Origin of the sequence: Streptomyces sp. NPDC047043, from assembly GCF_040644055.1 — a bacterium.
Classification (GTDB): Bacteria; Actinomycetota; Actinomycetes; order Streptomycetales; family Streptomycetaceae; genus Streptomyces.
Window position 1 is genome coordinate 227,565 of the sequence record NZ_JBEYVO010000008.1, and the last position, 24,417, is coordinate 251,981.

General features: G+C 71.1%; 23 protein-coding genes. 7 read left to right on the forward strand and 16 right to left on the reverse strand.

Going from position 1 to position 24,417, the window contains the following annotated elements:
- Nucleotides 1-102 precede the first annotated feature (102 nt).
- The 6 genes from ABZ880_RS14885 to ABZ880_RS14910 all read right to left on the reverse strand — a co-directional run bounded on the left by ABZ880_RS14885 (nucleotide 103) and on the right by ABZ880_RS14910 (nucleotide 7,397).
- On the reverse strand, nucleotides 103-1,764 hold the full coding sequence (locus ABZ880_RS14885; RefSeq protein ID WP_361261543.1) for an ATP-binding protein: 1,662 nt from the start codon (nucleotides 1,762-1,764) through the stop codon (nucleotides 103-105).
- Between the two features lie 30 nt (nucleotides 1,765-1,794).
- Complete coding sequence (locus tag ABZ880_RS14890; protein ID WP_361261546.1) at nucleotides 1,795-2,469, reverse strand: response regulator transcription factor; 675 nt, start codon at nucleotides 2,467-2,469, stop codon at nucleotides 1,795-1,797.
- Between the two features lie 229 nt (nucleotides 2,470-2,698).
- Nucleotides 2,699-3,577, reverse strand: a complete 879-nt coding sequence (locus ABZ880_RS14895; protein WP_361261549.1) for a geranyl diphosphate 2-C-methyltransferase — start codon at nucleotides 3,575-3,577, stop codon at nucleotides 2,699-2,701.
- A gap of 47 nt (nucleotides 3,578-3,624) precedes the next feature.
- Entirely contained in the window at nucleotides 3,625-4,674 is a 1,050-nt protein-coding gene (locus ABZ880_RS14900) for a family 2 encapsulin nanocompartment cargo protein terpene cyclase (RefSeq protein ID WP_361261552.1), read from the reverse strand.
- 14 nt (nucleotides 4,675-4,688) lie between these two features.
- On the reverse strand, nucleotides 4,689-6,131 hold the full coding sequence (locus ABZ880_RS14905; protein ID WP_361261554.1) for a family 2B encapsulin nanocompartment shell protein: 1,443 nt from the start codon (nucleotides 6,129-6,131) through the stop codon (nucleotides 4,689-4,691).
- A gap of 261 nt (nucleotides 6,132-6,392) precedes the next feature.
- The gene (locus ABZ880_RS14910; RefSeq protein ID WP_361261842.1) at nucleotides 6,393-7,397 is read right to left on the reverse strand and encodes a zinc-binding alcohol dehydrogenase family protein; all 1,005 of its coding nucleotides are present in this window, start codon (nucleotides 7,395-7,397) and stop codon (nucleotides 6,393-6,395) included.
- A 151-nt stretch (nucleotides 7,398-7,548) separates the two neighbouring features.
- On the opposite strand from ABZ880_RS14910, the gene ABZ880_RS14915 reads away from it, so the two are divergent.
- Together ABZ880_RS14915 and ABZ880_RS14920 are read left to right on the forward strand one after the other, a co-directional pair.
- Nucleotides 7,549-8,346, forward strand: a complete 798-nt coding sequence (locus tag ABZ880_RS14915) for a VOC family protein (protein ID WP_361261557.1) — start codon at nucleotides 7,549-7,551, stop codon at nucleotides 8,344-8,346.
- Nucleotides 8,347-8,377: 31 nt separating this feature from the next.
- Nucleotides 8,378-9,076, forward strand: coding sequence for a ribonuclease H (locus ABZ880_RS14920; RefSeq protein WP_361261560.1), 699 nt, complete (start codon nucleotides 8,378-8,380; stop codon nucleotides 9,074-9,076).
- Nucleotides 9,077-9,099: 23 nt separating this feature from the next.
- On the opposite strand, the gene ABZ880_RS14925 is transcribed toward ABZ880_RS14920, so the two are convergent.
- The 3 genes from ABZ880_RS14925 to ABZ880_RS14935 all read right to left on the reverse strand — a co-directional run bounded on the left by ABZ880_RS14925 (nucleotide 9,100) and on the right by ABZ880_RS14935 (nucleotide 10,872).
- Nucleotides 9,100-9,552: an SRPBCC family protein gene (locus ABZ880_RS14925; RefSeq protein WP_361261563.1), complete on the reverse strand. Its 453-nt coding sequence runs from the start codon at nucleotides 9,550-9,552 to the stop codon at nucleotides 9,100-9,102.
- 110 nt (nucleotides 9,553-9,662) lie between these two features.
- Nucleotides 9,663-10,487: a tyrosinase family protein gene (locus tag ABZ880_RS14930; protein ID WP_361261565.1), complete on the reverse strand. Its 825-nt coding sequence runs from the start codon at nucleotides 10,485-10,487 to the stop codon at nucleotides 9,663-9,665.
- Between the two features lie 34 nt (nucleotides 10,488-10,521).
- Nucleotides 10,522-10,872, reverse strand: coding sequence for a tyrosinase cofactor (locus ABZ880_RS14935; RefSeq protein WP_361261568.1), 351 nt, complete (start codon nucleotides 10,870-10,872; stop codon nucleotides 10,522-10,524).
- A gap of 394 nt (nucleotides 10,873-11,266) precedes the next feature.
- On the opposite strand from ABZ880_RS14935, the gene ABZ880_RS14940 reads away from it, so the two are divergent.
- On the forward strand, nucleotides 11,267-12,706 hold the full coding sequence (locus ABZ880_RS14940) for an MFS transporter (protein ID WP_361261571.1): 1,440 nt from the start codon (nucleotides 11,267-11,269) through the stop codon (nucleotides 12,704-12,706).
- On the forward strand, nucleotides 12,703-13,308 hold the full coding sequence (locus ABZ880_RS14945; RefSeq protein WP_361261573.1) for a TetR family transcriptional regulator: 606 nt from the start codon (nucleotides 12,703-12,705) through the stop codon (nucleotides 13,306-13,308). Before ABZ880_RS14940 ends, ABZ880_RS14945 begins: the two co-directional genes overlap by 4 nt.
- A 52-nt stretch (nucleotides 13,309-13,360) precedes the next feature.
- Here the strand turns inward: ABZ880_RS14945 and ABZ880_RS14950 are convergent, their stop codons facing one another.
- On the reverse strand, nucleotides 13,361-15,094 hold the full coding sequence (locus ABZ880_RS14950) for a cholesterol oxidase substrate-binding domain-containing protein (RefSeq protein WP_361261576.1): 1,734 nt from the start codon (nucleotides 15,092-15,094) through the stop codon (nucleotides 13,361-13,363).
- A 136-nt stretch (nucleotides 15,095-15,230) separates the two neighbouring features.
- Between ABZ880_RS14950 and ABZ880_RS14955 the strand changes: the two genes are divergently transcribed.
- Nucleotides 15,231-16,214 (forward strand): aldo/keto reductase, encoded by a 984-nt coding sequence (locus ABZ880_RS14955; RefSeq protein WP_361261579.1) that lies wholly within the window; start codon nucleotides 15,231-15,233, stop codon nucleotides 16,212-16,214.
- A 10-nt stretch (nucleotides 16,215-16,224) separates the two neighbouring features.
- Here ABZ880_RS14955 and ABZ880_RS14960 read toward each other — a convergent pair whose 3' ends face one another.
- Entirely contained in the window at nucleotides 16,225-16,575 is a 351-nt protein-coding gene (locus tag ABZ880_RS14960; protein ID WP_361261582.1) for a hypothetical protein, read from the reverse strand.
- A gap of 181 nt (nucleotides 16,576-16,756) precedes the next feature.
- On the opposite strand from ABZ880_RS14960, the gene ABZ880_RS14965 reads away from it, so the two are divergent.
- Complete coding sequence (locus tag ABZ880_RS14965; protein ID WP_361261584.1) at nucleotides 16,757-17,260, forward strand: DUF6328 family protein; 504 nt, start codon at nucleotides 16,757-16,759, stop codon at nucleotides 17,258-17,260.
- Here the strand turns inward: ABZ880_RS14965 and ABZ880_RS14970 are convergent.
- The 3 genes from ABZ880_RS14970 to ABZ880_RS14980 all read right to left on the reverse strand — a co-directional run bounded on the left by ABZ880_RS14970 (nucleotide 17,181) and on the right by ABZ880_RS14980 (nucleotide 20,081).
- On the reverse strand, nucleotides 17,181-17,891 hold the full coding sequence (locus ABZ880_RS14970) for a DUF2238 domain-containing protein (protein WP_361261587.1): 711 nt from the start codon (nucleotides 17,889-17,891) through the stop codon (nucleotides 17,181-17,183). The genes ABZ880_RS14965 and ABZ880_RS14970 overlap by 80 nt on opposite strands.
- Nucleotides 17,892-17,984: 93 nt before the next feature.
- Nucleotides 17,985-19,001 carry a hypothetical protein gene (locus tag ABZ880_RS14975; RefSeq protein ID WP_361261590.1) on the reverse strand — a complete coding sequence of 339 codons (1,017 nt, stop codon included), beginning with the start codon at nucleotides 18,999-19,001 and terminating at the stop codon, nucleotides 17,985-17,987.
- Nucleotides 19,002-19,109: 108 nt separating this feature from the next.
- Nucleotides 19,110-20,081: an LLM class F420-dependent oxidoreductase gene (locus ABZ880_RS14980; RefSeq protein ID WP_361261593.1), complete on the reverse strand. Its 972-nt coding sequence runs from the start codon at nucleotides 20,079-20,081 to the stop codon at nucleotides 19,110-19,112.
- Nucleotides 20,082-20,165: 84 nt separating this feature from the next.
- Here ABZ880_RS14980 and ABZ880_RS14985 point away from each other — a divergent pair, with 84 nt between their 5' ends.
- The gene (locus tag ABZ880_RS14985) at nucleotides 20,166-21,611 is read left to right on the forward strand and encodes a serine hydrolase domain-containing protein (protein ID WP_361261596.1); all 1,446 of its coding nucleotides are present in this window, start codon (nucleotides 20,166-20,168) and stop codon (nucleotides 21,609-21,611) included.
- Here the strand turns inward: ABZ880_RS14985 and ABZ880_RS14990 are convergent.
- Together ABZ880_RS14990 and ABZ880_RS14995 are read right to left on the reverse strand one after the other, a co-directional pair.
- A complete protein-coding gene (locus ABZ880_RS14990) occupies nucleotides 21,603-23,225 on the reverse strand; it encodes a serine/threonine-protein kinase (protein WP_361261599.1) in 1,623 nt (540 codons plus the stop codon). The genes ABZ880_RS14985 and ABZ880_RS14990 overlap by 9 nt on opposite strands.
- Before the next feature lie 171 nt (nucleotides 23,226-23,396).
- Nucleotides 23,397-24,356, reverse strand: a complete 960-nt coding sequence (locus ABZ880_RS14995) for a threonine/serine dehydratase (RefSeq protein WP_361261602.1) — start codon at nucleotides 24,354-24,356, stop codon at nucleotides 23,397-23,399.
- Nucleotides 24,357-24,417: the final 61 nt, after the last annotated feature.

The following is a 24,417-nucleotide window of genomic DNA, read 5'->3' on the forward strand; positions in this document are numbered from 1 at the left end:
TGACTCCAGCCCCGGCAACCGAAACGGCCCCCCAGGCAAGCACAGCCGGGCCCAAGGCGGAAGACACAGAAGTGAGTTCAAGCCGAGGGACCGTCTTTCGGGTCAGCCCCGGCCCAGTCGCTGAAGGAGCTCCAGCAGATCCGTGAGCGGCAGCGGTTTGGCCAGGTGGGCGTCGAAGCCGGCCGCCCGCGACAAGGCGCGGTCGGTGCCCTGGCTGAACCCGGACACCGCGATCAGCCGGATCCGGTCGCCCTCCGGCCGCGCACGCACCGCACGGGCGACCGCATAGCCGTCGATGTCCGGCAGCCCCAGATCGCACAGCACGACGTCGAAGGGCTGATCGTCGACGGCGGTGAGCGCGTCCTCGCCCGTGTGCACCGCCGTGACCCGGTGGCCCTGGCGTTCCAGCAGAGTGCGGTAGGTCGCGGCCAGGTCCGCGTTGTCCTCGACGATCAGGATGGACAGGTGGCTCTGCGCCGGGCGGATCTTCCGGGGCCCGGCCAGGCGCGGACGCGCGCCGTCGGCCGTCGGCAGCAGCACCGTGAAGGACGCGCCCTTGCCCGGCCCGTCGCTGTGCGCGCAGATCGTGCCGCCGTGCAGCTCCACCACCGTACGGGCCACGGCGAGCCCGAGCCCCAGCCCCTCCGGCGTGTCCGGACCGGCCGGGGCGGCCCGCATGAACACCCCGAACAGCTCCTCGGCCTGGGCGGGTTGAAAGCCGATGCCGTCGTCGCGCACGGTCAGCCGGGCCCGGCCGTCCACCACCGTCAGGCCCACCTCCGTGTGCCCGCCCGGCCGGGTGTACTTCAGTGCGTTGGACAGGAGGTTCGTCAAGACCTGCGCCAGCCGCAGCCGGTCGCCGTCCACGACCACCGGCTCGGTCGGCAGCACCACGCCCAGCGTGCGGCCCTCGTGCCCGAACAGGCCTCGTATGTCGGCGCACGCCCCGTGCACCACGGACCGTACGTCGACCGGATCGCGCACCAGTTCAAGACGTCCGGTCACCGCCCGCGTCCCGTCCAGCAGGTCGTTGCTCATCCGCGCCAGCGTGCCCAACTGCCGCTCCAGCACCGCCAGCGCCGGATGGCCGTCCGGCATGTCGAGGGCCAGCAGCTCGGTGGCCGCGGTCGCCGCGGCGAGCGGGTTGCGCAGCTCGTGCGAGAGCGTCGCGATGAACCGGTCCTTGGCCCGCTGCTCCTCCCGCAACCGCTGCCCCGCTGCGTCCAGTTCGTGATTGGCCCGGTTCAGCTGCTCGTTCACCTCGCGGATCTCCCGCGCCCGCACGAACAGGTCGATCTCCATGCCCTCGGCCCGCATCTGCGCGTCCGCCACGGCCCGCTGCTGCTCCCGCCCCACCTTGCGCAGATGCACGAACTCCGTGACGTCCTCGACCCGGTGGATGATGTACCGCACCTGCCCGTCGTCCCCGAGCACCGGCGCGTTGACGGGGCTCCAGTACCGCTCGTCGAAGGCGCCCTCCTCGCCCGTCGGGATGTCGTAGCGCTGCAGCGCCATGGTGTCCGTACGGCCGCTTCTGACCACCGTCTCCAGCGACCGGCGCAGATTGGCGACGCCGTCGGCCGACGGGTCGTCCGGGTTGTCGGGGAAGATCTCGAAGATGGGGTGGCCGACGATGCCGCGCTCGGTGCGGGTCGCCGCCAGGTAGGCGCGGTTGACCTCGACGATCGTGAAATCGGGGTCGAGGATGAGCAGCGGCGACAGCGTCGCGTCGAACAGGCTCCGGAAGTCGGGGGCGTCGGGCATGGTCGGACCTCCGTGGCCGCAGCGGGTGACTCAGGGGTCGAGGCGGTAGCCGTAGCCGCGCACGGTGGTGATCCGAGGGGCCGGTCCGGCCAGGCGCGCGAGCTTGCCGCGCAGCCGGTACACGTGCTCGACCACGGTCGCCGGCTGCTGCCAGGACGAGCCCCAGATCCGCTCCAGCAGCTGATCCGCCGAGAACACCCGGCCGGGCGCGGCCGCCAGCATCTCCAGCAGCGCGTACTCCTTGGGGCGCAGCGTCAGCGCCGCACCGTCGACGGACGCCTGGCGGGCGGCGCAGTCGATGCGCAGCGCACCGACCCGGAGCACGGTCGGCGCGTCATGCGGCTGCGAGCGGCGCAGCACCGCGTGGATACGGGCCACCAGTTCCCGCTGCGAGAACGGCTTGACCAGGTAGTCGTCCGCGCCGATCTCCAGCCCCGCCACCCGGTCCGCCTCCGCACCGCGGCCCGTGACCACGATGACCGGCAGCCGGCTCGTGGACCGCAGCGCCCGCAGCAGCTCGAGACCGCTGCCGTCCGGCAGCCCCAGGTCGAGCACGGCGAGATCGACGTCGCCCTCGTACAGGGCGGCCTTGCCGGCGCGCGCGTCCATGGCCCAGGTGACCGTGAAGCCCGCGCGCTCCAGATAGGAACGGCACATCAGTGCGAAGTCGGGGTCGTCCTCGATCAGAGCGAGGTGCGGACGCATTCCGCATCACCCGGCCCATCTGCCGTCCACCAGTTGTTGCGCTGGTGAGCAGGCGTTGATGCCCCGACCATGTGGCGAAGGTAGAACAGTAAATGCCCACGGTTCAAGGGGGAGCCGCCCGGGGGAGTTCCGGCACGGGCTCGTGCGATGCGGGGATGCAAGAGACATCGCACGGGCCCGCGCCGGAACGTGCCGTCCGGCGCGGGCCCCGCGCGGGGTGCGGCGTCGCTCAGATCCGGTCGGCCGCGATCAGCAGGTACTGGAAACTTCCGTTCTTGTACGCGGTCAGGAACGTCTCCTCGATGCCCGTGACCAGATGGTCGGCCTGTCGGCGCAACTCCCAGTAGGGGATGGTGTCCGAGGTGAGGTCCTGGACGTGGACCGGCACCAGGCGGTGGCGGGCCAGCGCGCGGAAGTACTCCGAGCGCGGGTGGATGTCGCAGATGTAGTGGGCGTTGATGAGGGACACCTCGCGGGAGGCCCGCCCGTAGGTGTCGTTGTAGCAGCCGGTGATCACGACGTAGCGTCCGCCGCGGCGCAGCAGCCGGGAGTGCTCGGCGAACAGCAGGTCCAGCTCGACGTACATGGTCGACTCGTTGTTCCACGACGCCGCGTACGCGCCGGTCGCGAATCCCGTGTCGAGCATGTTGCGGTGGTGGTAGCGCACCTGGCCGTCGATGCCCCGCCTGCGGGCCTGATCGTTCGCGAACTCGGCCTGCTTGGCGGAGATCGTCACACCGTCCGCGTGGCAGCCGTGGCGCAGATGCGCCACGACACTGCCGCCGCCGCGCCCGCAGCCGGCGTCGAAGACGCGGTCGGTGGGGGAGAGGGGGCCGAGGTGGGTGGTGAGGAGTTCCGCCTGGGCGTGTTCCAGACGGTGCAGTTCGGTGGTGATCCGCTCACGGCGCAGCTCGGGGTCGGGCTCGTCGAGCACGGACCGGTCGACGTCGCCGACGCCGTAGTGATGGTGGTAGAGGTCGTCGATCCTGCCGAGTTCGAGATTGACCGGGTTCTCCTCGGCGTTCCAGTAGTCCGCGACGCGGGTCTGGTACGTGGACTGGGTCGGCACCGGTGCCGCCTTGGTTCCGGCGTGGGGGGCGATGGTCAACGATGACTCCTCGTGGTGCGTCTGACGGGACGTCAGAAGTGCGGGTGTTACCAGTAGTTGGGCAGGTGGTAGCGGTGGGTGTTGGTGGCGTGCCACTCGTGGTTGCCGGCCACCCAGTCGGACAGGCCCCGGGCGTAGCGCTCCACGAGGGGCGAGGTGGCGGCCAGCAGGGCGGACTCGTCCTCGAACGCGGCCATGATGTCGTTGTGGATCTCGACGGCCTTGAGATAGGCGGCCTTGAGCCCGCAACGCTCGTTGGCCGCGACGACGACCGGCAGATTGAGATGGGTGGGGTCGCTCGCCAGCTCCTTGGTGAAGGAGTACAGGTCGTTGACGATGGTGGTCGCGTTGCAGGCCAGTGCGGTGATGCGCTGGATCTCCGGCCGGGCGTAGACCGCCTCGGGCAGCTCGTAGCCGTCCACGGCGTCGACGATCGACAGACAGGGCCGGAAGTTGTTGAACTGCCGCATCACCAGGTACTCCCATACGCGGGGCGTGTGGCGGATCTCGGACCAGGCGGCCTCCGCGAGATAGCCGAGGTGCAGCCGGGCGATGTCCTGCACGAAGCGGTCGGTCTGGCTCGGCGTGGCGAGGACGGCGTAGTCCTTGAGCGCCCAGTGGTACGAGCGCAGCGGCCCGTCGGCCTGCACCCCGTGCGCCCACTGCTCCTGCAGCGCGGGTGTGCCGTGGAAGGGGTCGAGCGCCGACTGGGCCAGGATCAGCCGGCCGCCGAGGCCGCGGCGGGCACCGCCCCTGCCCTCGTCCTCCTCGCAGTAGCAGCTGTCGACGAGGTTCTCCGCCAGCAGCAGCTTGCCGGCGACGGTGAGGCGTTCCAGGTCGGCCGCCGCCGGATGCTGCAGTACGACGGCCCGGCCGAACTGGAAGCCCGAGAAGTCCCCCGACCAGGCCTCGGGGAACAGGTCGAGGCCGCGGGCCCAGGCCTCGAGCCTGTGGTCGATCTCCCGCACCTTCTCCGGGTCGGCGGGGGCGACGGACCGGTGTCTGAGCCCGGGGATCGCCCCGCCGCGGCGGGTGCGCACGGTGCGGGCCAGATTCGGCGGTCCGGGCAGCGCAGGCGGGGAAGCGGGCGTGCTCATCGCGTGCTCCACCCTCAGTCGGCCGTCCGGCCGATCTGGACGTTCTCCAGGATCCCGGCCGCGTCCGGCACCAGGATGGCCAGCGAGTAGTAGGCGGTCACCAGGTAGCGAATGATCGCGGCCGTGTCGATGCCCATGAACCGGACGTTCAGGCCCGGCTGGTACTCCTCCGGGATCCCGGTCTGGTAGAGGCCGATCACGCCCTGGTCGGACTCCCCGGTGCGCAGCGCGATGATGCTGCTGGTGTGGTCGCGGCTGATCGGGATCTTGTTGCAGGGAAAGATCGGGACCCCGCGCCAGGCGGGAATCTCGTGCCCCTCGACGGTCGCCGTGCCCGGCACCAGACCGCGCCGGTTGCACTGCCGGAAGAACGCCGCGATCGCCTTGGGGTGGGCGAGGAACACCTTGGTCCTGCGGCGCATGGCGAGCAGTTCGTCCATGTCGTCGGGGGTCGGCGGGCCGGTGAAGGTGCTGACGCGCTGGCCGTAGTCGACGTTGTGCAGCAGCCCGAACTCCCGGTTGTTGACCAGCTCCCACTCCTGGCGCTCGCGGATCTCCTCGATCGTCAGGCGCAGTTGCTGCTCGGTCTGGTTCATCGGGTTGTTGTAGAGGTCGGCGACCCGGGTATGGACCCGCAGCACGGTCTGCGTGAGCGACAACTCGTACTCGCGCGGGGCGAGGTCGTAGTTGACGAAGCCGCCGTTCAGTGTCGGCTCGCCGACATGGCCGGCCTGCACGGGGACGTCGGCCTCGCCCTTGCGGTTCACCGGCAGCTTCTGCCGCTCGGCGTAGGCCGCCAGATGCGCGGCGAGGGACGGCACCCGCTCGGTGAACTCCGTGACCACGTCCCAGGGCAGGACCAGCAGCACGCCGGCGGTCTCCGCGCGCACCGAACTGAGCCACAGCGGGTCGGGCTGGCCGATGCCCTCGTCGCCCATCTGGTCGCCGTCGGCGACGACCCCGAGGATCTCCTCCTCGCCGTACTTGCCCGCCGCGAAGCGGGTGAACTTGCCGTGCACCACCAGGTACGCCTCCGTGACCGGCTGCCCGGCCTCGAACAGCACCTGCCCGGCGCGTACTTCGCGGACCCGGAAGCGCGTGGCGACCTGCCGGAGGACGTCCGTGTCGGAGTAGCCGCGCAGGACCGGCAGTTCGGTGAGGGTCTCGGGGATGACCTTGATGTCGTCGGCGCCGTTCTGCTCGAACTGCACCCGCCCGCGCCCGATCCGCAGCTGCAGACGCCGGTTGACCCGGTAGGTGCCGCCCTTCACGTCGACCCACGGCAGGGTCCGCAGCAGCCAGCGCGAGCTGATGGCCTGCATCTGCGGTTCGGACTTGGTCGTCGTGGCGAGCTGGCGTGCCGCCCGGGTGCTGAGACTGGTCAGCTCCGGTTCGCCGGCGGGATCGGGGACGGGTTCGTCGGTGGCGGGTCCGGGGGCGCTTTCGGGCGCGGACACATTCCCTCCTTGGGGATGACAGGGGTGAGTGGAGTGGTCGTCGATGAAGGAGGCAACGCGGTGGCTGACAGCCGCGCACCGCATGTACAAGGCAAACAGCCACGGCGATGCCCCGGTACGGCGCGAAGGGGGCGGGTTCACGGCCCGGTGGTGCAAACCCGGCAAGCGAGGCTGACCACTGCCGCCGCCGCACTCCCACGCCGGTCGCTCCCGACAGCCCCCTCCGGCGCACAGGCGCACAAGAACCGCGCGCACCCCGCACTACAGGTCGTTGACCAGCACCGCCGCCCCGTCGAAGCGGCCCGCCTTGAGATCCCGCAGCGCCTCGTCGGCCCGCGACATCGGGTAGGTGTGCGTGGTGGCGTGCACGCCGTGCAGCGCGGCCAGGGTGAGGAACTCCCGGCCGTCCGCACGGGTGTTGGAGGTGACGCTGCGCAGCTGCTTCTCGTAGAAGACGTCCGTCTCGTAGCGCAGGGGCGGGATGTCGCTGAGGTGGATGCCGGCGATCGAGAGCGTGCCGCCCCGGTCGAGGGCCCGCAGCGCGAACGGGACCAGATCGCCGACCGGCGCGAACAGGATGGCGCTGTCCAGCGGTTCGGGCGGCATCGCGTACGCGTCCTGCGCCGAGGCCGCGCCCAGTTCGAGCGCCAGCTGCCGTGCTGCCTCGCCGCGGGTCAGGACGTGCACCGTCGCGCCCTCGGCGAGCGCCACCTGCGCGCACAGGTGGGCGCTGCCCCCGAACCCGTACAGGCCGAGGCGTCCGCCCGGCGGCAGCGCGGCCCGCCGCAGCGCGCGGTAGCCGATGATCCCGGCGCACAGCAGCGGCGCGATGGCCACGTCGTCGAGGGCTCCCGGCAGCCGGTAGGCGAAGTCGGCGGGCACGGTCGTGTACTCCGCGTAGCCGCCATCGGCGTCCCAACCGGTGTAGCGCGAGGCCGGGCACAGATTCTCGGCCCCGCGCACGCAGTACGCGCACGTGCCGTCCGTCCGGCGCAGCCACGCCACACCCACCCGGTCACCGACGGTGAACCCGTCGACCTCCGTGCCGAACCCGGCCACCACCCCCACGACCTCGTGCCCGGGTGTCACCCCCGCCCGGTGCACCGGCAGGTCCCCCTCGGCGACGTGCAGATCGGTCCGGCACACCCCGCACGCGCGCACCTGCACGAGAAGCTCGTCGTCGCGGGGCACCGGCACCGGTTTCCCGACGAGTTCCAGCCCCCTGTCCTCGACCGGCCCGGGCGTCACCACCGACCACGCGCGCATCGTCCCGTCCGTCATCCCGCACCCCGTCCGCAGCGTCGGAACCCCTTCACATCCAGTCTGAAACGGACCGAGACGTTCGGCGCGCGCTTCGGCGGGCGTGTGACTAGCGTGAGGAAACGGACCATCCACCGATCGGGAGAGGGCCGCAGTCATGGCCGTACAACCAGAGGGAACCCCCTGTTGGGCCGATGCGATGTTCGGCGACGTCGAGGGAGCGAAGAGCTTCTACGGCGACGTGCTCGGCTGGACCTTCGGCGAGGCGTCGTCGGAGTACGGCAACTACACCCAGGCCTACGCGGACGGCAAGGCGGTCGCCGCCGTCGTACCGCCGATGCCGGGCCAGGAGGGCCAGTCGCAGTGGTGCCTCTACTTCGCCTCGCCGGACGCCTCCGCCACCGCCGCCAAGATCCGGGAGAACGGCGGCGAAGTGCTGATGGAGCCGATGCAGGTGGGCGAGTTCGGCACCATGTGCCTGGGCCGCGAGCCCAGCGGCGCCGTGTTCGGCGTGTGGCAGGCGGGCACCCACGAGGGCTTCGAGGCGACCGCCGTGCCGGGCGCCTACGGCTGGGCCGAGGTGTTCACCCGTGAACCCGAGAAGGCGGACGCCTTCTTCCGCGCCGTCTTCCCGTACACGGCCCAGCAGATCGTCGACGACAACGTCGACTTCCGTATGTACAACCTCGGCGACACCACGGTCCTCGGCCGTATGAAGATGGGCGACGAGTTCCCGCCCGAGGTGCCGTCGTACATCAACCTCTACTTCGTCGTCCCCGACTGCGACGACGCGGTCGCCAAGGCCACCAAGCTCGGCGGCGTGCTGCGCTTCGGCCCGATGGACAGCCCCTTCGGCCGGTTCGCGGCGCTGAGCGACCCGCAGGGCGCGAGCTTCTCGGTGATCGACGTCAACAGGACCGAAGGAGAGCTGCCGAAGACCAAGGACGTCTCCTAGACCCCGAGCGAGGGGTCCGTCCGCACATGGCATGATCGAGCCCATGCGTGAACGTGTGGTGGCCGCGTGCGACGGGGCCTCGAAGGGTAATCCGGGACCGGCGGGCTGGGCGTGGGTGGTCTCCGACGACTCCGAGAGCCCGGCCCGCTGGGAGGCCGGACCGCTCGGCAAGGCCACCAACAACGTCGCCGAACTCACCGCGCTGGAACGCCTGTTGGCGGCCACCGACCCGGGCGTACCGCTCGAGGTCCGCATGGACTCCCAGTACGCGATGAAGGCCGTCACCACCTGGCTGCCCGGCTGGAAGCGCAACGGCTGGAAGACATCCGCCGGCAAGCCGGTCGCCAACCAGGAACTCGTCGTCCGGATCGACGAACTGCTCGACGGCCGCACGGTCGACTTCCGTTACGTGCCCGCCCACCAGGTCGACGGCGACCCGCTCAACGACTTCGCCGACCGCGCAGCCAGCCAGGCGGCGAAGATCCAGGAGCCCGCGGGCAGCGACCTCGGCTCACCGGAGCCGCCGCCCTCCGCGGACACCCCGAAGACGGCCGCGCCGCGCCGGAAACCCGGCGCGGCGCGCAAGAACGGCGCCTCCTCGGCCCGCACCATCAAGGCGAAGTTCCCCGGCCGCTGCCTGTGCGGCCGTTCCTACGCCGCCGGGGAGCCCATCGCCAAGAACGGGCAGGGCTGGGGGCACCCGGAGTGCCGTACGGCTGAGGCCGGTTAGCGGCTCCGGGCGCTGCGGCCGGGTCAGGTGATCGCGCCGCGCCACTCCCCGGTCTCCCGGCCGCGCTGCTCGATGAACCTCTTGAAGCGCTCCAGGTCGCCCTTGGTCTGCCGCTTCACGAACCCCAGCTTGTCGCCGACCTTCTCGGTGATGCTGTCCGGGTGGAAGTCCATCTGCAGCATGACCTTGGTGTGGTCGTCGTCGAGGCGGTGGAAGGTCACCGCCCCGGCCTGCCGGGCCTCCCCGGCGACCGTCGTCCAGGCGACGCGCTCGTCCGGGATCTGCTCCGTGATCTCCGCGTCGAACTCCCTGTGAACCCCGTTCACACTGGTCACCCAGTGTGTGAGCGTGTCGGTGCGCTGTTCGATGCGGTCCACGCCGCTCATGAACTCCGGGAACGTCTCGAACTGTGTCCACTGGTTGTAGGCGGTGTGCACCGGGACGCCGACCTCGATGGATTCCTCGACCTGCGACACGGGTGAACCTCTCCTTCGCTCTCACGTCGGTTGCGTCCGGCGCGGGTACCCGAGTCCTGCGGGGCAAACCGCCACATCCCGGCCGTCGTCCGGTGCCGTCCGTCGTGCCCTCAGTCGGTGTCGAAGGTGTAGTGGGCGGTGTGGTCCAGCAGGTCGGAGGGCCGTACGTCGTTCCACGGCTTCATCGTCTCGCCGAGGTCGACCACGTCGGGCGTGCCGCCGGTCGGTAGATAGCCGGAGCCGGGGTGGCGGCGCTGCCACTCGGCCCAGAGCTTGTCGACGTGGGCGTGGTGCAGCCAGAACACCGGGTCGTTGGGGGAGACTCCGGTCGCCATCTGCCCGCCGACCCAGACGTGGACGCGGTTGTGCAGGTTCACGCCGCGCCAGCCCTCGAGGTGGTTGCGGAAGCCGTCCGATGCGCTGTTCCAGGGTGCCATGTCATATATCACTGTCGACAGTACCGACTCCACCTCGGCCCGGGTCGGCAACTCCCGCACCCCGGCGCCCAGTTGGCGACGCAGATAGGTACGTCCGTCGACGCGCACATTGATCGGCCAGTTGCCGGCCGACGCGGCGAACGGGCCGTCCGTCACCTGACCGTCGCGGCTGCGCCCCGTGCCGCCGAGGAAGTCGGGTGCCCACAGCGAGGAACGCGGCGAGCGGTCGGTGCTCCAGTCCCAGTAGGGCAGCGCGACCGACGCGTCCACCGACTGCAGTGCGGCCTCGAACTCCAGCAGGAATCTGCGGTGCCAGGGCAGGAAGGAGGGCGAACGGTGGCCGGTGCGTTCGCCGTTGTCGGTGTCGCCGAGGATGAACGCGTTGTGCGTCGTGACGAAGGCGTCGTAGCGGCCGCTGCGCTTGAGTTCGAGGACGGCGGCGACGAAGCGCCGCTTCTCGTCGGCGGTCAGGGCCGACTGGTTCTTGCGGACGGTCATGGTGCAGGTGCTCCGAAGGTGCTTGCGGGACGGGTCAGTTGGCGGGGAACGGCAGGAGTGCGGCGCCCTGCAGCTCGTCGACGGCGGCGCGTGCGGCGGCGTGCGGCGTGGGCACCGGGTCGTAGTGGCTGACGACGCTGATCCATGTGCCGTCGGCGTTCTGCATCATGTGCAGTTCGACTCCGTCGACGAGCACGGCGTAGCCGCCGCCGTGGTGGTGACCGCCGCCGGAGGCCGGCCGGCCCTGTATGCGGCGGCCTTTGTAGACCTCGTCGAAGGAGTCGGGCGAGTGGTGGTGGTCGGCGGCGGCCGCGACGGGGGCAACAGCCGTCGCGGTCAGGGCGGCCGCCACGGTGAGAGCGTGGCGGCGGGTCAGGGCCTGCATACGGGATCTCCCGGGTTCGTTCGGTTGACGACCCGGCATGCCTATCGGCCCCGCCGTGAGCTGGGGAAATCCCTCGGGGACGGTTGGCTGCGATCAGGACAATTGTGTACATGTCATGCAAGATTGAACGAAGTCGATCTCGCCGAAAAGGGGACCTGTCGACCCCCGGAACGGGGAATTCCTTCCCGTGAGTCGTCTGTTTCAGGTGGTCCTTCGCGGACGCCTGTGCCGTCAGTGGCCTGCCTCACCTCGCAGAACTGGCGTGATCCCGTATCGACGACCCAGGGCAGCCGACGGGCCCTGTGCGGGACTTCCCTTGGGTGAATTGCCATTCACCGGCTATGGTGAATTGTCATTCACCCCGTTGTTTCCCGTACCAACCGCTGGAGTGCCGATGGAGCGAGGCCGGCTCACCGTCCCCGTGCTGGCGTTCGGTGGCATCCTCATGGCCGTCATGCAGACGGTCGTCGTGCCGCTGCTGCCCGACCTGCCCCGGCTGACGAACTCCTCGGCGGGCGCGGTCTCCTGGATGGTCACGGCGACGCTGCTGTCCGGCGCCGTTCTCACCCCGGTCCTCGGCCGCGCCGGTGACATGTACGGCAAGCGCAGGGTGCTCACCGCGGCCCTCGCGCTGATGACCGTCGGCTCGGTGATGTGCGCCCTGTCGTCGGACATCGTCGTGCTGATCGCGGCCCGGGCCCTGCAGGGTGCCGCCGCGTCCGTGGTGCCGTTGTCGATCAGCATCCTGCGCGACGAGCTCCCGCCCGAGCGCCGGGGCTCCGCGGTGGCGCTGATGAGCTCGACCGTCGGCATCGGTGCCGCGCTGGGCCTGCCGCTGGCCGCGCTGGTCGTCCAGTACGCCGACTGGCACACCATGTTCTGGCTGACCAGTGCCCTCGGTGCACTGGGCGCGACGGCGGTGTGGTGGGCGGTCAAGGAGTCGCCGGTGCGCGAGCCCGGCCGCTTCGACGTGCCGGGCGCCCTGGGGCTGGCCGCCGGGCTGGTGTGCCTTCTGCTGGGCGTCTCCCAGGGCGGTCAGTGGGGGTGGGGGAGTGTGCGGGTCGTGGGGCTGTTCCTCGGTGCCGTCGTCGTCCTGGCCCTGTGGTGGTGGCAGCAGCTGCGGACCGAGCGGCCGCTGGTCGACCTGCGGCTGGTCTCACGGCCCCGGGTGGGCCTGTCCCATGTGGCGGCCCTGCTCACCGGGTTCGCCTTCTACGCCAACTCCCTGGTCACCGCCCAGCTGGTGCAGGCGCCGAAGGCCACCGGGTACGGGCTCGGGCTGTCGATCGTGGAGACCGGCCTGTGCCTGCTGCCCGGCGGTGTCACCATGCTTGTCTTCTCGCCCCTGTCGGCCCGGATCTCCGCCACCCGCGGCCCCAGGATCACGCTCGCCCTCGGGGCCGCGGTCATCGCCTGCGGCTACGCGGTGCGCATCGCCGACAGCCGCGACCTGTGGATGATCATCCTGGGGGCGACGGTGGTGGCTACCGGCACCACCCTCGCCTACTCGGCCCTGCCCACCCTGATCCTGCGCGCCGTCCCGGCCGAACAGACCGCCTCCGCCAACGGCGTCAACGTACTGATGCGCACCATCGGCCAGGCCACCTCCAGCGCGGCCGTCGCCGCGGTGCTCGTCCACCACACGAGCCTCCTCGGCGGTGCCCCCGTGCCCACCCTGCACGGATACCTGCTCGCCTTCGCGATGGCCGGCGCGATCGCCCTGGCGGCCTGCGCCGCGGCCCTGACCATCCCCGGCGACCCTGCCTCGGGCGGGACGCCGACCGGCGGCGACCGCACCCGGGACGCGCGCGACGAGGCCTTGGAGGGAGCATGAGTGCCGTGAGCACTCCCCCCACCGCACCCGCGCCCGCCCGCCGGGACGCCGAGGCGACGAAAGCGGCCATCCTCAAGGCGGCCCGCCATCTTTTGGCCCGGCACGCGCACGCCGACATCACCCTCAAGGCGGTCGCCGAACGCGCCGGTGTCAGCCCGCCGTTGATCCTGAAGTACTTCGGCAACAAGGACGCCCTGTTCGCCCGCGTCATGTCCTTCGAGTCCGACGCCGACGCCCTGCTGGACGCCCACCTCGACGAACTGGGCCGGCACATGGTCCGGCACGTCCTGGTCAGCCAGTCACGGCAGGGCGCCGACCCGCTCCTGCGGATCGTGTTCGCGCCGCTGCACGGCGAACAGGGCGACATCCTGCGCGCCAACTTCCGCACCCAGGTCACCGAACGCCTCACCGCACGCCTGACCGGCCCCGACGCGGGCCTGCGGGCGGAACTGGCGGTCGCGAACCTGCTCGGCCTGGGCGTGATGTACGGCATCGCGCGCGGCACCCGGGTGCGGGGCACTGCCCTGGAGGAGATCGTCGACCGGTACGCGCCCGCGGTACAGGCGCACCTCGCACCGGGCGGAGGAACCCCGCGACCGTAGCCACGAACGACGGCCACGGCGCTGATCAGCGGTCTCCGGCACCGGCAGCCGCTCAGCGCAGCAGCCGGTCCAGGAACGCGTTGCCGAACACGCGGTGCGGGTCGAGCCGGTCCAGGGTTCCGGCCGCGCGGCCCCACACGGTTTCGCCGAAGGAGGCGGGTACCGCCGAGCTCAGTACCTCCTCGTCGCTCCAGACCGCCTCGTCGGTGTAGGCCCAGCCCTTGGACCACTCGACGCGGGTGAGCGCGTGCTCCCCGTCGTAGGTGCGCAGCAGGAACCGTTCCAACTCCCGCAGGAACGCCTCCGCGTACGGCGTGCCGGGCAGCGTCAGGACGTCCAGCCACACCGCCGTGTCCCACTCGGGGTGTGTGTCGCTGGGCCGCAGTGCAGAGAGCAACGGGGCGCGGGCGCCGTCCAGTTCGGCGTCTGCCGGGTCGTCGAGGCCGGTCACCCTGATCTCCACCGAGCCGTTGACCGGGAAGCGGCCGAGCGCCGCGTACGCCGTGAGCCGCTCGCGGTAGAAGGATGTGAACTCCGCGACCACGCGCTGCACTTGGGCCCTTGTGGTGAGCACCGCGTACCCGTTCGCGTTGATCCGCAGCGTGGTGGGCTTGAGATACAGCAGTGTGTTCTTGGAGGGCCCCCAGATGTCGGCGGACAGCGTCGTCACCAGCCCGAGCGCGGCCACGTCGTACTGAGCGTTGCCCAGCACCGGAGCCAGATACCAGGCCGCGTCCGAGGTCATCCGCCCGACCAGGTCCGCCTCCACGGTCGGGACGTTGTCGGAGAACGGGTAGTTGTACGGCGATGTCACATGCCGCGAGGTGAGCGGCCGGGTCGGGGCCACGCTCCACACCTTGAACCACGGGTACTCGGTGAACGCGAACCAGATCGCCTCCACCCGCCCGGACTGCTCCAGATGGCTCGCGAGGGTGCGCCCGTCGCTGCCCGGCGCAGCGAAGAGTTCGGCGGCCGGGATGTCCGTACGGCTCACGCACCGAAGATTGACGTTCGCGCCCACCCGCAGCACGACCTCCGTCACCAGCGAGCGGCCCAGATGGGTGAGCAGGGCGGCGCAGTCCGCCTCGTCGCGGTCGTAGGTCCGCAGGACGTAAGCGTCCGAGGCCTCGTCCCACACCACCGCCGTCAGCGACAGGACCAGATTGCTGAGCGACCCGTACGTGTGCCCGGGCAGCCGCTGCTCGCCGTTGGCCGGTACGGCGGTGCCGTGCGCGTCGATGGCGAGCGCGCCGCCCAGGGTGAGGTCGCCCGGGGCGGGCGCGGCGGTGACCCCGAGGCCGTGCTCCTCCAGGTAGGTGAGCAGGGCCTCCAGGGTGACGCCGGTGCCGGCGCGCACGGCACTCGTCGAGTCGAGGGACAGACCGGTGAGGTGCGGGGCGGTGTCGACGAGCAGGACGGGCGCGTCGGACGGCGTGCCCGCGGTGATGGTCAGCGGCGACCAGCCGTGCGCGGATCCGCGGGCACGGACCGTCCAGCCGTGCCGCCAGGCCCAGTTGACGACGTCGACCACCTGGGCCGGGCCGTCCGGCGCACAGGCCCACAGCCCGTCGGCGGTGATCTCGCCGACCCAGTTGCGGTACGCCGAGCGGTACAGCGCGACGTTCGACGGGAAGTCGGGTAACTCCTGCGCCGCGACCGCCGGATCGGCCGCGAGCAGGACGGGCACGGCGGCCAGCGCGCCCGCGCCGAGCAGGAAACCTCGACGGCTCCAGGAGGGTTCTTCCGGCGCCTCGGACGGGAAGTTGCTCACTGAACGATCAGTCACGGGCCCACGCTAGGCGCCGGTTTACACGTGCCGCCGTCTCGTCGAAACACATCGCTCTTGTGAGTGAATGATTCACAGGAAATGTGCCGGAGCCGTCGGTTCCGCGAGCGGACGTGACGGATGACAGACTGACGCCATGGACGAGCGCACATTCGGTAGGTCGGGTCAGCACGCATCCGTCGTCGGTCTCGGGACATGGCAACTGGGCGCCGACTGGGGAGACGTCGACGACAAGGAAGCCCTGGCGGTGCTGGAGGCGGCGGCCGAGGCGGGGGTGACCTTTTTCGACACCGCCGACGTCTACGGCGACGGGCGCAGCGAGCAGACCGTCGCGGCGTTCCTCGCGGGACGGCCGGACCTGCACGTGCTGGTGGCCACCAAGATGGGCCGCCGTGTCGAGCAGATCCCTCAGAACTACGTCCTGGACAACTTCCGTGCCTGGAACGACCGTTCGCGGCGCAACCTCGGCGTCGACCGGATCGACCTCGTCCAGCTGCACTGCCCGCCCACACCCGTCTACTCCAGCGACGAGGTGTTCGACGCCCTGGACACCCTGGTCGAGGAGGAGCGCATCGCCGCGTACGGCGTCAGCGTGGAGACCTGCGAGGAGGCGCTGACCGCGATCGCCCGGCCCGGTGTGGCGAGCGTGCAGATCATCCTCAACGCCTTCCGCATGAAGCCCCTGCGCGAGGTACTCCCGGCCGCGCAGGAGGCCGGCGTCGGCATCATCGCCCGCGTCCCGCTCGCCTCCGGGCTGCTGTCGGGCAAGTACACCAAGGACACGGTCTTCCCCGAGAACGACCACCGCACCTACAACCGGCACGGGGAGTCCTTCGACGTCGGCGAGACCTTCTCCGGCGTCGACTACACGACCGGTGTCGAGGCCGCCGCCGAGTTCTCCGCGCTCGCGCCCGAGGGATACACCCCGGCCCAGCTCGCCCTGCGCTGGATCGTCCAGCAGCCCGGCGTGACCACCGTGATCCCTGGCGCCCGCTCACCCGAACAGGCCCGCGCCAACGCGGCCGCCGCCCGGCTCCCGCAACTCGGCGAAGAGACGATCACCGCGATCCGCGAGCTCTACGACCGCCGTATCAAGGACCAGGTCGAAGGCCGCTGGTAGACCCGGGGACTCACGGCTCCAGGAGCAGCTGCCACTCCTGCTCCTGGTCGCCGGAGACCGAACCCTGCTCCTGCGCGGTGAAGGTGTGACCCAGCCTCTCGCGGGCCTTGGCCACCGCCTCGGGGCTGCCCTGCACCGTCACCGTCACGGCCCCGGAAAGTTGACCGCCGGTGCCCGGTGCGCCCCCGGGCGGCGGGTCCGCCGGATCGTGCTCGAACCGCGCGGTGTGGACCGTCACGCGGTCGTCCGCGGGCAGCTCCTCCTCGGGAGCCCCGAAGGCGGGCTCCAGGGCCCGCACGACCGCGCGTGCGTCGGCGGCGGTGCCGCCGCTGAGTGTGAGCGTGAGCTCGGTGCCGGACATGATCGACGGACTCCTCGGCTGGTCGTCGTACACCTGCTGGTCGTCGCTTGCGTCTGCGCTTCGTGTAACCGCCCGGTGATCGCTCAAACAGGGCCCCTGTTTGCGGCAGGCCTGATCAATCATGGCGAAATCGGGAACACGGGTCGCAGAGAACATCCGGGCGATCGAGCCGGGAGGAGCCGTGCCGGACACGAACAGGGACGCCGGTGGCGTCAACGAATGGGGACGGCGCGAGACCGACGAGGAGCGCGCCGACCGGAAATGGGGCGATCTGATCCAGGAGGTCAGGGTCGCCCAGACCGGGGTGCAGATCCTGTTCGGCTTCCTGCTCACCGTCGTGTTCCAGCAGAAGTACGACTCGCTGGAGCAGACCGACAAGACCATCTACATCGTGACGGTGGTGCTGGGCGCCACCGCGACCGGGGCGCTGATCGGACCCGTCTCCCTGCACCGCCTGGTCTCCGGGCAGCGGGTCAAGGCGGAGGCCGTCACCTGGGCCTCCCGGCTGACCTTCGTCGGCCTGTTGCTCCTCCTCGCCACCATGGCCTCGTCGCTGCTGCTGATCCTCCGGGTCGCGACCCACAACGCGGCCGTGCCGTGGATCGTCACGGGAGTGGTCGCGTGGTACGTGCTGTGCTGGTTCGTGGTGCCGTGGTGGACCCGGCACCGGCATACGACGGACTGACACCGAGCGCGTCGAGCTGCCGGTCGTGCAGGCGGGCGAGCACCAGCACCGAGACCGTCGCGCCGATCAGCGCGCAGAACATGTCCCACTGCGTGTCCCACACATCGCCCTGCGTCGCCAGGAACGCGTCCGCCGAGTGCCCGCCGAGCACGGCGGCCAGCCACTCCAGCATCTCGAACACGGCGCTGAAGGCCAGGCACGCGCACACGGTCAGCGGGGCCAGCCAGCGGCTGCCGCGCAGCGGCGAGGTGCGGCTGAGCAGCTCCCGTACCAGCACCGCCGGGACGAAGCCCTGCATGAGGTGGCCGAAGCGGTCGTAGGGATTGCGGTCGAGGCCGAAGGTGTCCCGCACCCAGTCGCCGAGGGGCACCTGGGCGTAGGTGTAGTGGCCGCCCACGGCCAGGACGAGCGCGTGCGCCGCCAGCAGGCAGCACAGCAGGTTGGTCAGCGGGAAGCGCCGCCAGGCGAGCACCACCAGCGGCAGCCCGACCAGCACCCACACCGTCTCCAGGAACCAGGTGCCGCGCTCGCGCGGATCCCAGGCCGACACGGCCAGTCCGGCGACCACGACGGCGGCCGTCACGGCGGGCAGGTGCCGTCTCGGGACGGCGGGGTGCACAACGGCAGTCATGGGGGCTCCTCCTGGTCAGGAGCCCCCATCGTGATGGAGCGGGTGGGCGCGGGCATGAGTACGGCTACCCAGCCCCGCCCGGGTACGCGGTGCTCAGCCCTTCGCGCCGCGCAGCGCCGTCAGGCACGAGGCGATGGCCTGCTGGAGCTCCTCCAGGCGCTCCACCATGTCGTCCTCGACGAACTCCTGCACATCGTCGAAGGTCAGCTCCTCGAACACCTTCGTTGCCTTCTGCAGGCTGCTGTAGAACTTCGTCCGCCGCTCCTGCACGCGCAGTTCGGGGTCGGCCTCCACCGTCTCGGCCACGAGCGACTTCATGGTGTCGTAGGCCTCGGTGGCCCACTCGCCGGTGTTCTCGTCCTCCTCGAGTTCGTCGATGAGCGACAGGTGCCGCTCGGCCTCCTGGCGCAGGTCGACGGGCGCGTCGATGGTCTGGCCCGCGGGGGTCTTGACCTGGCCCGTCTCGGCGATCTGGCGCACATAGCCGATCCGGTCGGCCGAGCGGCTCTCGCTCGCGACGGCCTTCTTCAGGTCGTCGGTGCGTACGACGTCACGCGCCAACTCGGCCTGCAGCTCCGGGTCTTCACGGACTCGGTCCAGCAGCGCCTGGCGGGCCGCACGCGCGGTGGAGGGGTCGGCGAGGATCGCGGCGCGCAGCGCGGTGGGGTTCTCGGCGACCTCCAGCGCCTTCGTCGGCCGGATGCCCTCGGCCTCGGCGGCCTCGGCGATGGCGGTGCCGCGCTCGGAGGTGGCGCTGTTGCGGGAGACGTAGTAGCTCAGCCACACGTCGGCGTCCGGCAGCTCCACCTCCTGGCCCGGCTGCAGCGCCTCGAAGTGCGGCACCATGCCGTCGTCGGCGGCCCGGTCCCAGGCCTTGTAGTAGCGCATGACACGCTCGGGCGAGCATCCGGCCAGCTCCGCGAACTCCTTCGCGGACACCTTCGGCGTCTCCTCCGCGCCCTGCCCGCCGGGCCGTACGCTGCGCGCCACCATCAGGCCGAAGGCCCATCCACCGGTCCGCGCATAGACGCCGAACTCCCGGGCGTCACGCGCCACGAGGTCGGACAGGGGCGCGGGGGACGTCTCGGACGGGTCGATCGCCAGTGTCACCGATGACTCTCCTGTACAAAGCTGTTCGGACTGCAGAAGTGCAGACCGGCAGCCTATATGGAGCGCTTGGCGCGCTTTGCCAGAGCTCCGCCCCGGCTGTGCGGCGCGTCAGCCGAACGCGTCGTGCAGCGCGGGCAGCAGCGTCTTCTCCGCCCAGTCCAGATACGCCGGCTGCGACTCGCCGCCGATCTGCACCAGTGCGATCTCGCCGAACCCGGCCTCGGCGTACGGGCGTACGGCCTCGACGAAGTCGTCCGGGTCGTCGCCGCACGGGATCGACGCGGCGACGTCGTCATGGGTCACGTACTGGGTCGCCGACTCGAACGAATCCGGGTGCGGCAGCTCGGAGTTGACCTTCCAGCCGCCGCCGAACCAGCGGAACTGCGCGTGCGCGCGCTTCACCGCCGTGTCCCGGTCCGGGTCGTAGCAGACGGGCAGCTGGCCCACCCGTGGCTTGCCCTCGCCACCGTGCCGGTCGAAGGCGGTCAGCAGCCCCTCCTCGGGCTCGGTGGCGATGACCAGGTCGGCGAGCCGGCCGGCGAGCGCGCAGGACTGCTCGCCGGAGACGGCGATGCCGATGGGCGGCGGCTCGTCCGGCAGGTCCCACAGCCGGGCGGACTCGACGTCGAAGTGCGTGCCGCGATGGTTCACATGGCCGCCCTTGAAGAGCGCGCGAATGATCTCCACCGCTTCCTCGAGCATCTCGTGGCGTACGTCGACCGAGGGCCAACCACCGCCCACCACATGCTCGTTGAGGTTCTCGCCGGAGCCGAGGCCCAGCCGGAACCGGCCCTCGGACAGCAGCTGCATCGTGGCTGCCTTCTGCGCGACGACGGCCGGGTGGTAGCGGACGGTCGGACACGTCACGTAGGTCATCAGGGGGATGCGCGAGGTCGCCTGGGCCGCCGCGCCCAGCACGCTCCATGCGTACGGCGAGTGACCCTGCGAGCGCAGCCACGGGAAGTAGTGGTCCGAGGTCACCGAGAAGTCGTAGCCGGCGTCCTCGGCCCGCACCAGATGGTCGACGAGGTCACGGGGGCCGGCCTGCTCGGTCATCATCGTGTATCCGATTTGCACCATAACCGCCGGGTCCCCTTCATGCGCCACGGAAAACGGCTCGGCCCCGCCTCGATCAAGGGTTGATCGCCGGGGGAGGATGCGGTCATGAGTGCTCGCCCGCTGCCCTCCGCCACCCCCGCCGCCCAGGGCGTGGACGCCGCCGGTGTCCACGGCTTCCTCGACGCCCTCGAAGCCGCCCCGGACATCGAGCCGCACAGCCTGATGGTCATGCGGCATGGGCACCTCGTCGCCTCCGGCTGGTGGGCCCCGTACACCCCCGAACGCCTCCACCTGCTGTACTCGGTGAGCAAGAGCTTCACGGCCACGGCCGCCGGGTTCGCCCTGGACGAGGGGCTGATCGGCCTCGACGACCCGGTGATCTCCTACTTCCCGGAGTTCGCGGCCGACATCACCGATCCGCGCAGCCGCGCCATGCGGGTGCGGCACGTGGCGTCCATGGCGACCGGACACGACGCCGAGACCTACGACCGGGCGCACGCGCTCGACCGCCACGACCTGGTCCGCGGCCTTCTGCTGCTGCCGCCGGACCGTGAGCCGGGCACCGTGTTCGCCTACAACCAGCCCGCTACCTTCGCGCTCGCCGCGATCGTGCAGCGGGTCACCGGGCAGTCGCTCACCGGATATCTGCGCCCCCGCCTGCTGGACCCCCTCGGCGTCGGCGAGGTCGCCTGGCTGGCCGACCGGTCCGGCCGCGAGCTGGGCTTCAGTGGGCTGCACGGCACCACGGACGCGATCGCCCGGCTCGGCCAGCTCTATCTGCGCGAGGGCGTCTGGGAGGGGAAGCGGCTGCTGTCGCGGGAGTGGGTCGCCGAGGCCACCCGCGCGCACATCCCGACGGCCGGTGCGATGGGGGCTCAGGACCGGTCGGACTGGGACCGGGGCTACGGCTTCAAGTTCTGGCAGTCGAGGCACGGCTACCGCGGCGACGGCGCCTACGGGCAGTTCTGCCTCGTGCTGCCCGAGCACGACGCCGTGATCGCTACGACCGCCGCCACCGAGGAGATGCAGCAGCTGCTGAACCTGGTCTGGGAACACCTGCTCCCGGCCTTCAAGGACAGCCCGCTGCCCGGCCGGAGCGATGCGGACACGGCCCTGCGCGAGCGGTTGGCCGGGCTCGCGCTGCCGCCGGCCGCGGGCAGCGCCGTACCGCCGGCACGGGCACAGGACTGGTCCGGTGCCGAGTTCACACCGCACGGTGGCGTCTGCGCGGACCAGCCGAGGCTGAGCGCGGTCGAGGTGACGGCGGCAGCGGACGGCTGGCGGCTCGGCCTCACCGAGGACGGCCGTCGGCTGGACCTGCGGATCGGGGAGGACGGCTGGACCGTCGCCGAGGAGCCGTTGCCGGTCGCGGTGAGCGGCGGCTGGACCGACGCGGACACCCTCGCCGCGGACGTCCTGTTCCTGGAGACACCGCACCGGCTGACCGTGACGTGTTCGCTGCCCGAGCGGACGTTCACTGCGCGGTGGCACACGACCCCGCTGCACGGCCCGCGGCTGCGCGCCATGCGCGCGCCGCGCGTCTCAGTCTGACGAGGTCCGGAACGTCCGCAGGAAGGTGTCCAGCGCCTGCCGGTTCACGGAGTCGTCCCAGTCGGCCGCCGGAGTCGTCCAGCGCAGCGAGAAGCCGCGGCCGCCGCCCAGGAGGAAACCGCGGCCGAAGGTGTGCACCTGCTTGCCGTCGACCTCGGACAGCCACTCCATGTCGGCGGCCTTGTCGCCCTGGTACGTCGTCGCCTTGATCTGTCCGATCCGCCGGTACCCGGCGTACTGCTGCAGTTCGGGCTCGACGTCGTCACGCCACACCGCGACCGGATCCGACCCCACCACCTTGCTGTAGGTGACCGCGAGGCTGCGCGGGTCGTCCTTCGCGCCGAAGAAGACGCGGTACGACAGGTCGTCCACCCGCGAAGTGCCCTGCCGCTTCCAGCCCTTGGGAAGGGCGATCGAGAAGCCCTCCGGCGCGGTGTAGCGGTGGAAGCCGGCGGGGAGCGCGTTGCCCGACGGGGACGGGGACTGGGACGTGGAGGACGAAGCGGAGGGCGGCGAAGTGCTGGGCGTTGCCGACACGGACGGGGTGGAGGTCCGCCCGTCGGTGCTCGCGCCGGCCGTGACGGACGCCGAGGGCTGGGGTGCCGAGTCGGTCCCGGCGCTGTCCGTGCCCGGCAGTTGATGGGTCGCGGCGAGCACGGCGACCGCGACGGTGACCACGGCCAGCGCGGTCCCGAACGCCATGGTGCGTCTGCTCCAACCGGGAGTCGCATGGCAGGCCGCGGTGTAGACACCGCGCAGCCGGGGCCGGGGCACGGCCTCCATGGTCGACTCGGGATCCTCGGTGAGCACCCGGGCCAGGGCCTCACGGACCACCGGACGGGTCAGTCGCTCCCGGTAGTTCTTGCGCAGCAGCCCCTGCACGGTCTGGGTGATCGGCCCCGCGTGCACCGGTGTGCGCAGCGGCAGCCGGTCCACGCCCTTGAGCGTGGTCTCGGGCCGGTCCCGGTCCCGGAACGGCGGCCGCCCCTCGACCATCGTGTAGAGGATCGCGCCCAGCGCCCACAGGTCTGCCGCCGGCCCGATGCGCTCGTCGCGGGCCTGCTCGGGGGAGGCGTACGACGGTGCGGAGAGCCGCGGCGCCAGGGTAGCGCCGGCCAGGCCGAAGCCGGTGACCACGACCGAACCCCGGTCCCGTACGAACACCTGGCCCGGGCTGAGTTCACCGTGGGTGATGCCCTCGCCGTGCGCGGCCTCGAGCACGTCGAGCAGCTGCAGCCCGATCCGGGCGGCCCGCACATAGTTGAACGTGCCCTGCTGGGCGACGAGTTCGGCCAGCGGCGTGCCGTCGATCCACTCGGTGACGATCCACAGGGTGCCGTCCTGCTCCACGGCGTCGACGACCGTCGCGACCGCCCCGGGGCACAGCAGCCCCATGGTCTCGGACATGCGAATGATGCGTGCGGTCGCCCTGGGCGCGGCCTCACCGTCCGGATCGTCCGGGAGGTCGATCTGCGTGAGGAGGTAGGGGCGTTGGGCGTTGACGTCCTTTCCGTACCAGCAGACCCGGTTCGTCTCGCGATGGACGACATCCACGAGCCGGTACCTTCCAGCGACCAACTCGTGCGTGAAGACATGCGCCTTGACCATGGTCATCCCTCGCTGAACCCCTGGCTCTCTGCTTTCACAGAGGTACGGGGGGTGCGACGGGATGTGTTCAAAGGAACCGCAAATCAACGGCCGACGGCGCCATTTGTTCACGCATCGTCGGGCGAATTCGAGGAAGTTCCCTATTCCTGAACGGAATTCAACCCCAGCGGCAGAAACTCAGCGCAGCCCGAAGCGCTCCGCCCACGCCATGACATCGCCGGTCGTCGCGTTGCCCCCGCACACCACCAGCCCGAGCCGCGCGCCGTCACCGACCCGCTCCAGCACCCGCCGGGCCGCGGGCAGCAGACACCCGGCCGCGGGCTCGGACCACACCTTGGCGTGGTCGGCCAGATCGAGCGTGCCCTGCACCGCCTCCCGGTCCGGCACCACGAGCACCTCGTCCACCAGCGCGGACACATGGTCGTACGTCAGCTGCGACACGGACGGTGCGCTGAGCGTGGACGCGATGGACGACAGGGCGACCGGCACCGGGCCGCCCGCCGCCAGCGCCTCGGACATGGCCTCCGCGCCCTCCGTCTCCACGCCCCAGATCCGCACGCCCGGGCGCAGCGCCCGCAGCGCCGCCGCGACACCGGAGACCAGACCTCCGCCGCCGATGCTGACGACCACGTCGGTGAGGTCACCGGCTTCGGCGGCGAGCTCCAGACCGACGGTGCCCTGTCCGGCGATCACGACGGGGTCGTCGAAGGGGTGCACCAGCGTCAGCCCCTCCTCCTGCAGCGGCTTCATCAGCGCGAACGCCTCGGCCATGTCGTCGGTCAGCCGCACCGACGCCCCGGTGGCCGCCACGATCTCGACGGAACGGGCGGGGGCCGAGCGCGGCATGACCACGGTGGCCTTCACCTCGAGGGCCGCGGCCATCACCGCCAGGGCGATACCGTGATTGCCGCCGCTGACCGCCACGACCCCGGCGGCCCGCTCCCGCTCGCTCAGCGACAGCAGCCTCGCCGTCGCCCCGCGCGCCTTGAACGAGCCGGTGCGCTGCAGCAGTTCGAGCTTGAGGGTGACCGGGACACCGAGCAGCGCGGACACCCCCGGGCTCGGCACCGTGGGCGTCCGCACGACGTGCCCGGCGATCCGCTCGGCCGTGGCTTCGATCTCCGAGATCCCGATCAAGACACCCGTCCTCCCGGCGCGGGGCGACATTCCGCACCGCTTGCACCCTTACTCGGAAGGT

What these genes read in the sequence shown, in the direction of transcription:
- ABZ880_RS14910 (WP_361261842.1), bottom strand. Translation starts at nt 7,397, where the DNA reads ATGCGCGCGTGGTCGGTGGTGACGCCCGGGCCGGTCGAGGACAGGGGG.
- ABZ880_RS14890 (WP_361261546.1), bottom strand. Translation starts at nt 2,469, where the DNA reads ATGCGTCCGCACCTCGCTCTGATCGAGGACGACCCCGACTTCGCACTG.
- ABZ880_RS14960 (WP_361261582.1), bottom strand. Translation starts at nt 16,575, where the DNA reads ATGTCCGGCACCGAGCTCACGCTCACACTCAGCGGCGGCACCGCCGCC.
- ABZ880_RS14915 (WP_361261557.1), top strand. Translation starts at nt 7,549, where the DNA reads ATGGCCGTACAACCAGAGGGAACCCCCTGTTGGGCCGATGCGATGTTC.
- ABZ880_RS14940 (WP_361261571.1), top strand. Translation starts at nt 11,267, where the DNA reads ATGGAGCGAGGCCGGCTCACCGTCCCCGTGCTGGCGTTCGGTGGCATC.
- ABZ880_RS14935 (WP_361261568.1), bottom strand. Translation starts at nt 10,872, where the DNA reads ATGCAGGCCCTGACCCGCCGCCACGCTCTCACCGTGGCGGCCGCCCTG.
- ABZ880_RS14885 (WP_361261543.1), bottom strand. Translation starts at nt 1,764, where the DNA reads ATGCCCGACGCCCCCGACTTCCGGAGCCTGTTCGACGCGACGCTGTCG.
- ABZ880_RS14970 (WP_361261587.1), bottom strand. Translation starts at nt 17,891, where the DNA reads ATGACTGCCGTTGTGCACCCCGCCGTCCCGAGACGGCACCTGCCCGCC.
- ABZ880_RS14900 (WP_361261552.1), bottom strand. Translation starts at nt 4,674, where the DNA reads ATGAGCACGCCCGCTTCCCCGCCTGCGCTGCCCGGACCGCCGAATCTG.
- ABZ880_RS14955 (WP_361261579.1), top strand. Translation starts at nt 15,231, where the DNA reads ATGGACGAGCGCACATTCGGTAGGTCGGGTCAGCACGCATCCGTCGTC.
- ABZ880_RS14930 (WP_361261565.1), bottom strand. Translation starts at nt 10,487, where the DNA reads ATGACCGTCCGCAAGAACCAGTCGGCCCTGACCGCCGACGAGAAGCGG.
- ABZ880_RS14985 (WP_361261596.1), top strand. Translation starts at nt 20,166, where the DNA reads ATGAGTGCTCGCCCGCTGCCCTCCGCCACCCCCGCCGCCCAGGGCGTG.
- ABZ880_RS14990 (WP_361261599.1), bottom strand. Translation starts at nt 23,225, where the DNA reads ATGACCATGGTCAAGGCGCATGTCTTCACGCACGAGTTGGTCGCTGGA.
- ABZ880_RS14980 (WP_361261593.1), bottom strand. Translation starts at nt 20,081, where the DNA reads ATGGTGCAAATCGGATACACGATGATGACCGAGCAGGCCGGCCCCCGT.
- ABZ880_RS14920 (WP_361261560.1), top strand. Translation starts at nt 8,378, where the DNA reads ATGATCGAGCCCATGCGTGAACGTGTGGTGGCCGCGTGCGACGGGGCC.
- ABZ880_RS14945 (WP_361261573.1), top strand. Translation starts at nt 12,703, where the DNA reads ATGAGTGCCGTGAGCACTCCCCCCACCGCACCCGCGCCCGCCCGCCGG.